Origin of the sequence: Vibrio sp. CB1-14, assembly GCF_040412085.2 — a bacterium.
Taxonomy (GTDB): Bacteria; Pseudomonadota; Gammaproteobacteria; order Enterobacterales; family Vibrionaceae; genus Vibrio; species Vibrio chaetopteri.
The window spans coordinates 152,218-165,201 of the sequence record NZ_CP115922.1 but is presented as its reverse complement, the minus strand read 5'-3'; the positions used below and the strand labels follow the sequence as shown (position 1 = coordinate 165,201).

Annotated in this window: 14 protein-coding genes; 9 read left to right on the top strand and 5 right to left on the bottom strand. The window is 45.4% G+C overall.

What is annotated here, in order from left to right; genetic code table 11:
* Positions 1-75 precede the first annotated feature (75 nt).
* Positions 76-360 carry a DUF6471 domain-containing protein gene (locus PG915_RS24655; protein ID WP_353500251.1) on the top strand — a complete coding sequence of 95 codons (285 nt, stop codon included), beginning with the start codon at positions 76-78 and terminating at the stop codon, positions 358-360.
* Positions 361-579: 219 nt separating this feature from the next.
* Here PG915_RS24655 and PG915_RS24650 read toward each other — a convergent pair whose 3' ends face one another.
* Positions 580-1,458, bottom strand: a complete 879-nt coding sequence (locus PG915_RS24650) for a hypothetical protein (RefSeq protein WP_353500250.1) — start codon at positions 1,456-1,458, stop codon at positions 580-582.
* Positions 1,459-1,854: 396 nt separating this feature from the next.
* Between PG915_RS24650 and PG915_RS24645 the strand changes: the two genes are divergently transcribed.
* The 7 genes from PG915_RS24645 (at position 1,855) to PG915_RS24615 (ending at position 6,830) form a co-directional block, all read left to right on the top strand.
* Entirely contained in the window at positions 1,855-2,046 is a 192-nt protein-coding gene (locus PG915_RS24645) for a hypothetical protein (protein WP_353500249.1), read from the top strand.
* A 183-nt stretch (positions 2,047-2,229) separates the two neighbouring features.
* A complete protein-coding gene (locus PG915_RS24640; protein ID WP_353500248.1) occupies positions 2,230-3,894 on the top strand; it encodes an ATP-binding protein in 1,665 nt (554 codons plus the stop codon).
* Positions 3,895-4,617: 723 nt separating this feature from the next.
* A complete protein-coding gene (locus PG915_RS24635; protein WP_353500247.1) occupies positions 4,618-5,001 on the top strand; it encodes a hypothetical protein in 384 nt (127 codons plus the stop codon).
* The gene (locus PG915_RS24630; RefSeq protein WP_353500246.1) at positions 5,001-5,147 is read left to right on the top strand and encodes a hypothetical protein; all 147 of its coding nucleotides are present in this window, start codon (positions 5,001-5,003) and stop codon (positions 5,145-5,147) included. Before PG915_RS24635 ends, PG915_RS24630 begins: the two co-directional genes overlap by 1 nt.
* 33 nt (positions 5,148-5,180) lie before the next feature.
* Positions 5,181-5,408 carry a hypothetical protein gene (locus tag PG915_RS24625; RefSeq protein WP_353500245.1) on the top strand — a complete coding sequence of 76 codons (228 nt, stop codon included), beginning with the start codon at positions 5,181-5,183 and terminating at the stop codon, positions 5,406-5,408.
* Positions 5,409-5,433: 25 nt separating this feature from the next.
* On the top strand, positions 5,434-5,793 hold the full coding sequence (locus PG915_RS24620; RefSeq protein ID WP_353500244.1) for a hypothetical protein: 360 nt from the start codon (positions 5,434-5,436) through the stop codon (positions 5,791-5,793).
* 395 nt (positions 5,794-6,188) lie between these two features.
* Positions 6,189-6,830: a hypothetical protein gene (locus PG915_RS24615; protein WP_353500243.1), complete on the top strand. Its 642-nt coding sequence runs from the start codon at positions 6,189-6,191 to the stop codon at positions 6,828-6,830.
* Positions 6,831-6,906: 76 nt separating this feature from the next.
* On the opposite strand, the gene PG915_RS24610 is transcribed toward PG915_RS24615, so the two are convergent.
* Positions 6,907-7,992, bottom strand: coding sequence for a toxin-antitoxin system YwqK family antitoxin (locus tag PG915_RS24610; protein ID WP_353500242.1), 1,086 nt, complete (start codon positions 7,990-7,992; stop codon positions 6,907-6,909).
* A gap of 615 nt (positions 7,993-8,607) precedes the next feature.
* Here PG915_RS24610 and ltrA point away from each other — a divergent pair.
* Positions 8,608-10,080 carry a group II intron reverse transcriptase/maturase gene (ltrA, locus tag PG915_RS24605; RefSeq protein WP_353500241.1) on the top strand — a complete coding sequence of 491 codons (1,473 nt, stop codon included), beginning with the start codon at positions 8,608-8,610 and terminating at the stop codon, positions 10,078-10,080.
* Positions 10,081-10,268: 188 nt separating this feature from the next.
* Here the strand turns inward: ltrA and PG915_RS24600 are convergent, their stop codons facing one another.
* The 3 genes from PG915_RS24600 to PG915_RS24590 form a co-directional block, all read right to left on the bottom strand.
* A complete protein-coding gene (locus PG915_RS24600) occupies positions 10,269-10,712 on the bottom strand; it encodes a hypothetical protein (protein ID WP_367357791.1) in 444 nt (147 codons plus the stop codon).
* A gap of 10 nt (positions 10,713-10,722) precedes the next feature.
* Positions 10,723-11,193, bottom strand: a complete 471-nt coding sequence (locus tag PG915_RS24595; protein ID WP_353500239.1) for a hypothetical protein — start codon at positions 11,191-11,193, stop codon at positions 10,723-10,725.
* A 153-nt stretch (positions 11,194-11,346) separates the two neighbouring features.
* Positions 11,347-12,738, bottom strand: a complete 1,392-nt coding sequence (locus PG915_RS24590; protein WP_353500238.1) for an IS4 family transposase — start codon at positions 12,736-12,738, stop codon at positions 11,347-11,349.
* Positions 12,739-12,984: the final 246 nt, after the last annotated feature.

The window sequence follows — 12,984 nt, the reverse complement described above, 5'->3', positions numbered from 1 at the left end:
TAAATCCAGTTGGTTTGCGTTTTTTTTAATCGCGTGCGATTATAAATATCATCCAACACGGTTATTGGACTTAGAGTGACGAACGGAATAACTAAACAAACAAAGTCGGATTGTGAGAAAGCACTAGATGAGGTCGCACACGACGAAATCAAAAGGCACATCAAAGCTCAAATGAAGCTACACAATGTGTCTGCTGTTACTGTGGCGCAAAGATTGACAGAGATGGGCAGGCCGATCACGGCTCAGGGGTTGAGAAACAAAATCAGTAAAGGTACCCATCAGACGATGTGGTACTGGGACTTAATAAAGGCCATCAAGAACACCCATGGCAAGGCGATTGATAGACAGTCGGCCTCTTGAGAAGTCCCAGAATAACTGCGCTCTACGACTGCGTTATCCACTCTAGATGGGTTAGAAATCAGTGGGTGAGACAAATACGTAATCGCTGGTTTTTGAGCGCGCATTACGTCGGTGTTGAAGAAGCAGTACCGCTACAGAAAACTTGGCGACAAAGCCCGAAAGCTTCGACGCCAAGCGCGACCAACGTCAGAAGGTTGCTCTTTAGTAGCTCCGAGGTTGCTACTCGCTAGCCTGCAATTCTTCTTTTAACATGAGCCATTGATTGACTACGTCAGGTTGAACCATTTCATTGTAGGCAGCTTGCTGCTCAGCTTCTAGGAAACCAGCCCTGACTGTTTTTGCCAATGTCATATCTTTATCTTCATTTGGTGTTAGTACTTTAGTCTGATTACCCGCATCGTCATACGTATACTGGAACTGATCCCAGTCATCTTTCCTGTAGGTTTCGACTTGGCCAAATTTAGCTTCAATACTTTCAATAAAGTCTGTCGTCGCTTTCTCGTTGGTCACATGGCCAACAAACTCATCGATATTATCAACCAACAGTTTCTTATACCCTGCAATCTTCTTCTCATCAGTCAGCACAGCTAGATGCTGGCGACTGGCGAGAATAAACAGGCTCGCTGCATTGTAATAGAGACCTAAATACCCTGGGTTGGTTTTGTCGTTCGCAATACGTTTTGCCTCTGCTGCAGCCTTAATAGCCTGCTCAAAATAGCCTTTGGCATCATCATCAAGTCCAGACTCAACGAGGCTCAGTCCTTGAGAGATATTGCTACACGCTTCCTCCATAGCATTATTTGCATCTGCGTAGTTTTGCTCATCAAATGCCTGGCTAACTAGGAGCTTCGCTGACGCCAAAGCATTAACGTTGCTCAAAGTAATGCAGTCTTGTGGCGTTGCGTCACTAGAGTAGACTTTTTTATTGAAAGCCGCGTCATACGCCTTCTTCGCTACCGCCTTACCTACTGTGACAATTGCAGCGCTGGTTAGCGCTCTTGCCGCAAACACTCCGAGCGTTGCACCTAAAAATCCTACCGATACACGCTTTTGTTGCGCAAGTTCGAAACGTGTGAGTTCTTTTTTTGTCTGTTCCATGAAACCTATCCTCTGACTGTGTAACACATTTATTATGCATTAGAGAGAATAGCAACTGCTTTAAAATGAAGCCTTCAGATTGGTGCTTACATGTTATTTGCATACAAATTTGCTCTGACGCCTCTCAGGCTCAAAAGACAAAGTGGCTTCATTTTTTCAATCGCCTAATCTACTCGGTTTAGCCCTCTTGTTTGAGACACGAGCAAGGGCTACTTGCTAAACGTAATGTCAGCGCTTCGACAGCGCAGTAACTTCAGAGATACAGAAAAAGTTGTGACCAACCTCACATTTTTAAGCACTGAGTGGGAGCCGGGTTTTGGCCGGGTTTGCAGAATGAAGCTAGGGTCTCTTCGTTGGCCAACACCTCCTTTAATTTCTGACGTAAAAGGAACTAGCATGAGAAAATCAAGCACAGACACCTCAGTAGACAGCCGTGTGGCTCAATCGCTCGCCGATAAGGAATGGGGAGATGCTCGCAGTTGGCTTGACGAAATCGACCCCTTAGGTAGAACCGACATCGAACAACTAAACGAAATGAGTGAAGTTCGCTGGACGTTCGATGAGGATGGTTGGGGCTACTTCGAATAACTCGGCGACAATGGGTGAGATCAGATAACTCGCCCTTTTTCACCTGTCTCCGTTTTACGATTTTTCTATTCCCCAATCTACTCGTTTCAGAATCCTTGTTTGACTTAATTTAGCTGCAGCAAACGGACTTTTCTCACTACGGCGTTCCACATAATGGGTATCTCTAGTACAGGAGATACGCCAATGAAACTCACCGTAAACGAGCAAGGGCTACTTGCTAAACTCAATACACTTTTTTCAAACAACACCAAAATTTGGACTGAACTGCTACAAAATGCCTGCCGCGCAGGTGCTACGGAAGTCAACATCACCACCGAACAAGAAGGCGAGCACGAGTCACTCACCTTTAAAGACAACGGAGAAGGTATCAAAGACTTCTCCAAACTTTTCAATGTCGCCCAATCAGGTTGGGACGATTCAACCATCAACACACAGTCTGCCTTCGGCATGGGCTTTACAAGCACCTTGTTTGTCTGTCGACAACTGCTCATACGAAGTAATGGTCGGTATCTACTCGTAGACACCGAAGACATCATCAATCAACAAGAGTTTTTCGATGTGCCGGATGACGGCGCATCACAAACAGGGACGAGCATCACGCTCATTGGGCTTAATGACAACGTCAAAAAATCGCTCTTTAGCAAACGATCTTCTCGACCGCTGCAGGTATTGCATGAAGCCAGTGAAGGCTACGCGCTGAATGTCTATATTAATGATGAAAAAGCCAATAGCCGCTACTCAATACCAGCGCTTCGACAGTGCAGTAACTTCATAGAGCGCAGAACAAGTTGCGCCACCGTGTTCATTGATCACAAAGCAGTAAACCTTCAGCCAAAAACATTCCTACAAGGCGCGGCTATTTCCAGCAGTCTAACATCGGTCATTTACACCTATGGAAGTCACTTACCGACGGTCATTGTTCACTTTGATGATAGTGTTCCTGCTCGTATGCCAGACCGCGATTGCCTAATCGACGACTCGGACGTTGTGAGCGAAATCAGAGCACTGTTTAACCAAACGATGGTCGAGATGGTCGACAGCGATTTATCCACCATGTCAGAAGAAGCCTTTCTGGCGGATGAGCGGTGCCATTCGCGCTTAAAAAACTATTGTCCAGAGCGACTCAACAAGATGAGTTGTCTCCCAATGCACACGGTGGTGCGTTCTGGCAATTATGACTTTGACCGACGTGACAACTTCGATGAAACAATTTATGAAGGTGTACTCACGAAGTCTGACATCAAAGATCTTACGCTGGTGGCGATGCCAGAATGTGACTGCGAGTATGATGACGAAGACATGCTCACACTGCATGCGTTGATGGCATGCGACGATGTAGTTTTCGTGCAAACAGGTCTGTATCCAACCGAGCACTGGATACACTCAATGACAATGGACTTTGATAGCTTTTCCGTAACGCTAGACGCCAGCAAGGCTGGCGAGCCTATCTACTTCACCAGTGATTACTATCTATTTTTTGATATCGTGCTTTGCGAGAGCCTTGCCGGACAATTTACCACTGGTAAGCGTGCGCCTCTCGATTGGACAGTCTCAGACAATGTGCTTTATATATCAAACGACTGCGATATTGGTACTAAAGCCGATTTAATTACCGCCGCTTTGAACTCGTATCAATCCGAGTTCAGTTATCTAGAGACAGAATTTGAAGCTGACAGTCACAAGCTTCAGGAGTTTGTCACATTGCATCGCGTAAACTCTGACTCCGAACTTTTAGAGAGTATTTTAGAGCGCGCCTTAGCTGAGCACGGGCATGCCACTAAGGCTAAGCTCGCCACCAGCGCCTTTACGATAACCTTTGATGACCAGGGTAATTTCACTCTCAAGTAGTGAGAAAGGGCATAAGCCGTGAGGTTTATGCTCGCTCCTCTCTGCCCTGTTGCCACTCCAATTTATAAACAGTGTGTACCAGTTACATGACGTTCAGATACGCAGCGAAGTAAAAGGTACTCCTAGTTTTGACATTCAATTTTATAGTTACTAAAGTTCTAAAAAAATAACTATGAATAGAATATTTCATACCTTCTGCTTCAAGCGAGCAGCAACCCTAGTCAATGCATTAACAAAGCTGATTGTCAGCCTCAAAGAAGTGCCAATAACCATCCAGTTAACGGGACTGCTTTTAAGTATCAGTTGTTTTGTTGAAGCACTAACCGGTTTACTGGCTTAGAACTGACCAAAACATAGACAACAGAGCACCTTTGAGTGCTTTTTTTTGTTTGTATCGGATGTTGACGCTAACCAATCGTAGAACCTCTCCAAAGAGAGCAAAACGAACAGAGTTATCTGGCTTCTGCGTCGCTCCAATCACCCTCATCACACTTCCACACGTCTGCGCTGCCCAGTGCATCAACAGCTCCATGCTCCTCTCTTCATTTTGAACAAGTTCGCTGAGCCAACTGCGAACGTAACCCCACTCATAGAAAGAAAATGCGTCAATAGGGGACAAGCTTTTATAATCGCCCGCGATTATATTTTTAAGGTATTTTCTTGATTTATACTCGTGCACGATTATACTTATTTTGTACATCAACCCCAACAAGGAAGGTAGACATGAAAACAATGCTTCTAAACTCGGTTGTGAGAATTGCACGACTTCAAGGGCTAGCAAAAATCCTCGACCTATCGCGAGTTGCAGCAAGCTTCATTGGAGAGACCGATACGAAGAGACTCGACGGCTTTAGTCATGCACAGCAGTTGGTTGAAAAATCGCTTGCCACTATCGAAGAAGATGATTCCGTCGAGGCACAGCAAATCGCCATCGAGTGGCTTGATGCAGCGTACGGAGAATTAGAATCTGCGTCTAAAAGCGCCGCAGAAGGTCAAAGCTTTCGATCTATGTTGGTGCATAGACAGTGTGAGGTCATCCTAACCGCGATCACTAAATTGTTGATCGCTTGGAGACACGATCTCCTCAATGCAAGGGGGGAGCTCTAATGTACAAAAGTAACCAATGCCTATTAGACAGGTACCAGTGGCTTAACCGCCACTGGGTTGGCTTCCCTGCGGCGCTCCAAATACAAATGAGCAAAGAGATGTCAGAGATCAAAGCCAAGTTATTAGAGCGTGGAATACGCCTTTAGTGGCGAGTGATGAGCAAAATAGTGAGGTGTTAAATGGCTAAACAACAAGACTTCATGGCCGTAGGTAGAGCAGCTCTCGGTGAGACCGCCGTTCATATTGTGTCTGCCATGTCATTTTCCGACGCGGCGTTAATCGCTGCAAAACTAATACTCTCAGAGCAACACAGCTCTTGGAACGACAATATCTACATCGATGTTGTCACCGATAAAGCGTTTTCCCACGAAACGGATTTCGTCTTTGAAGTCGAGCAGCTTCGTTAATACTGCATTGTCAAAAAGAAAGATTATGAACTCTCTATTTATCGTCACAGGGTATAAAACTGAAGAACATCACCATAGTCAGCACTCAGAGCGCTTCCTATATGATGACAACCAATACGAATCTGCTCAAAGTAAACATGACGAGCTTGAAGACCGTGGGTTTTACAAGGTGACAACAACAGCGGGAACTGAGATTAACGGCTTTGTCTTTAATGCTATTGGCGATCTTTTGATCACGCCTAATAACGTTTCATTACCGCTTTTAGAATCCACTCTGACCGCACTGCATGAGCAAAAAAGCTACATTTGTGCATCGCGTATTCAGCACCTGATAAACGCCATCGAAATGGCATGGCAATCACATGAAACTGGAGCACTAAAATGAAAGGGATGACTGCAGAGCAAAAAACAAGTTACCTCAATACTAATAAGCCCAACCTTTGCCCTTGCTGTCGTAGCGACGAAATAGAGGGAGGCTCAATATCAATCGAAGGTAAGACTGCGATTCAAGTGTGTCGCTGCACCCACTGCTCTGCAGAGTGGCAAGACACGTACACCCTCTCTGACATAACGCTCTTCCAATAGTAGAGCGTTTGCCCTTTCTAAGAACCCTTCAAACCTCGATGCAGATGTTAACCATCGCCACAACAAAAGCACGTATAACTCGTTGATAACCAGTTGGAATAAGCCATATTCCAACAATTCTCAATCCAACTCACCTTAACCCCGTTAAGATACGCGCGCACGGATGCGCCTCATAAATAACTTACGGTGGTGGTAATGAAAATCAAACTATTAGTGCTGACAATCACAGCGTTCGCCCTCGCGGGGTGCACATCTAAACCCGAATTAACGGCGGTTGAGCCAACCCTATGTGAACTGAGACCAAATCAAACGCTGGTCGGTGAAAAGACCATTAAGAGCAATGGTCGAGACGTCACGTCTTGCTACTATGAATGGGTGTACGAGCCAAGTGGTCATATCATGGATGTGATCGCGCCTGACTATACAGTTTACTCCGCTACGACATACATCTACAAGGGCAAAGTCGATACTTGGAACAACATCAGCAACATGACGGCCAAAGAGCTCCGTGAGGAGCAGCGACTTCAAGAGCAAGCGCGTAAGCGTGCCCAAAGAGAAGCCAAAGAACAAGCCTGTCAAAGCAGTCCTGAGTGCATGGCAGAGCGAGAAAAGAAGAAGCTGGCACAGCAAGAGCACAACCAAATTTGTGATGGTTTTTTCAAAGATTTAAGCGCGAAAACCACTTTTACTCACGAACGTATCGTCGTCGCTAGACCCATGATGACGGGAGCCTATATTTGCGTGGCGCAGGGACTGGTTGAAACGCCACATGGAAGCAGGTTTCAGCAAATACAACTGACTGGCAACCCCGAAACCGGTGTGTACGAATACAAGTAGCTCAAAAATGACGAAAGCCGCTGGCTGTATGCGTTAGCGGCTTTGGTAAAAGTTTGATGACTGGATGACTTGGGCACTACTTGTCGCGATGCCAGGAGCCTGCTAGCTTACCGTTTACATAGTTCTCTCTAATGATGAGGACGCCTTTTTCATTGTAAACCTTAGACACACCATGTGCTTCACCATTGACATAATTCGTCTCTCCTTTAAGAGAGCCGCTTTCAAAATAGCCCTTAGCTAAACCCTCAGCCACACCCTTGGAATAGGGCTTCGTTACTTTAATTGCCCCACTTTCATAGTAGTTAGAAACGAGCCCCTGAAGTAGACCATTCTTATAGAACTCTTTAGACTGTAAAGCTCCGCTTTCATAATAAACCTTCGACACGCCTTCAAGTTTACCGTTAACTTTATTTTGCTCTATCCTTATGGCACCATTTTCATGGTATGCTTTAACAATGCCTTCTATAAGGCCATTAACTGCAGACTGTTCTAGTTTAATGGCACCACTTTCATAAAACTCGCGATGCGTTCCATCTTGAACACCATTGGAGACGTTCATCTCAGTTTTGATTGCACCGCTTTCATAGTATGCCTCAACAATGCCCTCTAACTTCCCATCAACGTAATTCCACACGAACTCTTTACCGCCGCTTTGGTAATATTGAGTTGCAAGGCCTTCCTGCTTTCCATTCTTATAATTAACTCGACTTTGAATCGCACCACTTTCAAAGTACTCCAACTGTTCGCCATGGAGTTGACCATTCACATACTGAAATGCGCCTTTTAAGGAGTCATTTTTGTAAAAAGTCTTGGCAAGTCCCTCTTGCTTGTCATGTACGTAGTGGATCTCTTTGTGCCTAGCGCCATTGTCATAGAACTCTTTGTAGCTACCATGCAACTGATTGTTGAGATAACTCCCGGTTCGAAATAGAAGGCCATTCTCAAAATATATGACTTGCTTACCATTAAGTTTTCCGTCTTTATACTTTTCCTTGCCCTTCAATTTCCCGCTTTCATAGTAAATTATCGTCTCACCTTCCTGCTGGCCGTCCTTGTGGTTCTCTTGTGTTTTCAGCGCCCCACTTTCGTAATATGTCTTTACTACTTCTGCCACAGCCCCAAACGACAGAAAAATGCTCAATAAAACAACTACTTTGTTCACTTATTTATACCAAAATCCATTTTATAAATTAATTTTGGATGTGCGACGTGAAGTCGTATGAAGCGCTGTTCACCGCTTTAAGAGTGAACCATCTGTATCACCAGATGAACCTACGAGCCTGAATAAAGTAGCGGCTCTGACAATGTAACGAAGAGCAGTTCAACAATTGCTCGGGATCGAAATCGTGAGAGGAAGATCCTCCTGATAACCACGAATTGGGTAAGTGCTAGGTAGTCAGTATGATGAACATATGTGAATCCGTTTAAGGTGCGTTATGTGATGAAGCAGCGGAAGTGGTTAATACGCTGTAGCCAAAAGGCAACGAGAGTAGGAAAGAGGTTGTCCAATACTCTTTCGTGATCATTGAACTCTCCGCACCATAGCGGGCATCTAACCTGATATTGCGTGACATACGGAACACGGTAAGCCTGTATTACTCCCTTAGGGAAAGCCTTTGCGGCCGATAGTGATGCAGGTATAGGAAGTCGGAAAAAGCGAAAGCTGCATTGTAATGATGCAGATACAGGCTTGTGCCTGATCACGAAAGTGAGCCCACTTCCAACTGGTCTCCCATTGCGAGAGAATTTGGAGAACTTTATTTAAGGAGAAAAGCAAATGATGATCTCGAAAGAGATTAGTGCATCTTCTGACGGTGCTCAGTGGCAGTCTATCAACTGGAAATCCGCTGAAGCGCACGTATTAAAGCTTCAAAAGCGTATCGCAAAAGCAACGAGAGAAAAGAAATACGGTAAGGTGAAGTCCTTACAGTGGCTCTTAACTCACTCTCGTTCAGCAAAGCTTATTGCTGTTAAACGAGTCTCTCAAAATAGAGGCAGTAAAACGCCTGGAATAGACGGCGTTATCTGGAATACAGATACGCGCCGTATGAAAGCAGTGAATCAATTGAGTCGTAAGACTTACAAAGCCAAACCACTTAAACGTATCTACATCCCCAAAAAGAATGGCAAACTCAGACCTCTAGGTATTCCGTGCATGATAGACAGAGCGCAACAAGCGCTCCATCTGTTGGCACTAGAGCCTGTCTCTGAAACAATTGCCGACCTTAACAGCTATGGATTTAGACCAAACCGCAGCACCGCTGACGCCATCAGCCAGTGCTTTATATGTTTGGCACAGAAGAAATCAGCAAAATGGGTTCTTGAGGGCGATATTAAAGCTTGCTTCGATAAAATCGGGCATCAATGGCTTATGGAAAATATCACTGTAGATAAACGTATGTTAGAGCAATGGCTAAAGTCTGGTTTTGTGGATAAAGGCCTGTTCTACGACACCGACGAGGGTACGCCACAAGGAGGGATAATATCCCCAACCTTGATGCTAATGACTCTCGCAGGGCTAGAGCAACGTATAAAATCCACAACACTCAGAAAAGGAGCTAGGGCTAACTTCATTGGTTACGCTGACGATTTCGTGGTCACTTGCTCTTCAAAGGAAGTGCTAGTGAACGATATCAAACCGTTGATTGCTGACTTTTTGGCTGAAAGAGGGTTAACCCTATCCGAAGAGAAAACGAAGATCACTCATATTGATGATGGCTTTGACTTTCTGGGCTTCAACCCTAGGAAGTATAAAGGGAAATTGCTCATTAAACCGAGCAAGTCCAACACGCTGTTATTCTTGAGGAATCTACGTGAACTTGTCAAAAAGCACGCCACTATCCCCGTTAATGATCTTATCAGGATGATAAATCCAAAACTTAGAGGATGGGCGAATTACTATCGCCATTGCGTTGCTAAACAAGTATTTGGGTATGTAGGTCACAAACTATTCCAAGCGCTATGGCACTGGGCAGTTAGACGTCATCCAACCAAGTCTAAAGACTGGGTTGTTCACAAATATTTCCTCAACCGAAAAGGCCAATGGCAATTTCATGGTTGGCAGAAAATTATGAACATGGACTGTCACTTCAACTTGTTCCAAATCGCAAAAGTGCCAATAGAGCGACATGTGAAAATCCGAAGCGCCGCGACTCCTTATGACCCCGATTACCAAGAATACTTGGCTAAGCGGAAATCAAAGAGACAAGCACGAAACTCTTGGGTTGAACCTGTTCCAACTGCTTTATGAGTTGCTGGGTATCAAACGATGCCTTAGCGGAGGCTTGAGCCGTATGCAGTGAAAGTTGCACGTACGGTTCTTAGAGGGACGGCACTTGGTAACAAGTGTCGTCTACTCGACACTATCAGAATGACAACTAAGTGCATATACACGGAGTGAAAAATGAGAGGGATGTGGGCGAGTCACGAATCAATCGCTTACTGCGCTGCCCACCAGCCGATGACACAATTGCGAGACGACTGTTCGTTGACGCAAATTGCCACGTGTTGTTCGAGCTTGTCTGCCGCAATTATCGGGTGAGCGTCAGTGATAGGGTAGCGAACTGAGACAGTGCTAGGTTCAAGGTTACGAAGTTCGGCATGTGTTAACACAGTTCTACCTTGGACATCCAGCGCGAAGATATTGTTGCCCGACTTGTATCCTTGATAATTAATGGCATCGACCGGTAACGACTCACCAGCTGACGTTTGCTCCACCTGCTCCATCAGGTCTTGCCATGCCCAAGCTTGTTCCTGCATCGCTGTCATCGAGGAGTTCAGACGCTCGTCAGCCGTAACAAGCAAAAAATAAAACAACAAAAGAATAAGAAGAGAGAGCATGATCAGTATGATGTCTCTAAAGCTAAGTTTACCTGTTCCCATCATGCTCTCCTTATCGTTTTCCATCATCCGGCATGCACAAATGCTTTTGAACCGCACGCTTTGCATTGTTGACATCTGTACTGGTTACGAGCGCGTTAACCGCGCGGCAGCGCATCTCAAACTCACGAACAAAGCTAAAGTGACGTGACCACATTCGCAGCCTTGCGAGCTCGCTGCTTGACGCACTTGCAAGGGGCTTGTGTGTGGAGCCTTCATCAAGTTTCTTCCGCAGATGTTTCGCCTCCAAATACGCCAAGATAGCCATGTAAGAACACACAATAGGAAATAGCATGATAATGAGTTTGAACTCACCACCAGGCCGGCCTATTTCACCGAGCGGGTCAAGCTGTTGTATCACTGCATCCAGCTCGATTAATACAATTGGCACCGACACACAGCCAGCGACACTCAGCATTATTCTTTTGTGCGCGTCTTTTAATAGCGCCCTGTACGCCATCGACTTATCTGGTTCTAGTTTCATGAGAGCGATCCTTTTGTTTGTTGAAGGCAAATCCTTGAAAGTAGTCGTCTGGCAAGACATAGTTCAGTGAAGTGCATGAAAACGGTCAAACAGCACGCAAGTAGCACACACAGTGCGACCAAATAATAGCCGGGCGACTGCCCTGTCTCTTGATCACAAGTCTGCTCGTTCAAGAGACATCGCTAGTTCATAGCCTTCAAGGATGGTTTGTAATTTGAACCATCCTTCCCATAACACTTGGACTGATGCTCGCCCTGTTCGCTTGGTGTCTTTCCACCCTCCCAACCTAGCAAGGCTTTCATAAGCCCAATGGGTATCTGGTACTTGGGTTGGCAGTGGCTTCCCTACGGTTTTGAACCATAATAGCTTCCACGCTTTATGACCTAACACCACTTCACAACTCATCACATCACCTTTTGGCTCAACATATTTCATAAAGCGTAGTTGAAGTAATCTTGTGGCAACAAAGGCGAGTATGACGCTCATTCGCTCAAGGTTTTCACCACACTGCATCCTTAACGCCTCTACGTCTGTACCACCGGTTTTCCAGACTTTGTGATAGTCTTCGACAAGCCACCGATGCTCGTAATAGCTGATGACCGCTATAGCGTCATCATACGAGTTTATTACTTCAGACGTCAGCAGGTGCCACGCCAATTTATCTTTATCCTCTCCACGCTCAATGCAACTCACATAGTAAAGTGGGATATCCGGTTCAGACACTTTGTTAGCGGGTGCTTTAAGAGTGACTGGAGCATATCGAATTTCCAGCTCAACATCTCTGGCCTTACGACCACCTCGTTGAGGAATATTCAGCGTTTTAAGGTCTACTACTGGCAGTTTGTTTGAGTAGTCGTAAAGCTTCTGGTCATGTTCTTTAATACATCGACTTTGCATCGAACGCACGACAAAGCGTTGCTGCTGTTCTGTCTTATAGGTCAGGTATTCATAGATGTCAGCCTCTCTGTCACAAACGGAGATAACCGAAGATAGGTGCTCACCTAGGCGAGTTGACATATTTTGTGAGGCTTTTTCCCACTTGTAACTTTCTTTCTCTTTGTAGGGGCGAGACGCATGTTGATGACCTTGCCCTCGTTTAGAGATGTCTCGGCTCCAGCGTTGTTGCTCAATAAGACCGACTACCTGATGAGTATTAGGTGCGAAAAGTAAGATAGAGTGAGCAAGAAGAGCACGACTTCGGTTGCCTTGATTCGTATGTCCAAGAGTATCTCGTACACTTTTGTGTTGGTAAGTAAGTGAGGTCGTATCTTCTAGTGCCAATAGTAACGAGTGGTCTTGCGCATGCTGAGCGGTGACTTGAAAGCCTGATTCAGCGATATCGTTCGGTTGGATTTGGTCATTACGGATAAAGCGGTAAGCGCCTTCCATATCTGCGGGTGAAATAGCAAGCTTAGACACGGCAACGCCTGGTTGATTAGCAAGTGAAGCAGCCATTGATATCAATCGTTGAGTTCGTCTAGGGTCGTTAAGCTTTGCCAGACCAAACTGTACTTGTGCCCACTTCATTGGTGTTAAGTTTTCCATATTAGCTACCTAATCAATATTGCTTAAGTGATCAGATCGCAGCCTTGGAAAAGAGTTCAAAAAAAATCCCCGAACTAAGTTCGAGGATTTGTGTATAAGAGACAGGGCGACTGCCCACCATTTGATAAGTAAGGTAACGGCGCCAGTGCCGTATCCATGTTCAATATCAAAAATGGAATGCCTAGCCCAAACACAGCTCCAAGCACTGCATTCGCAGCCGATACCCAGATAATTCGCCTGCAGGTC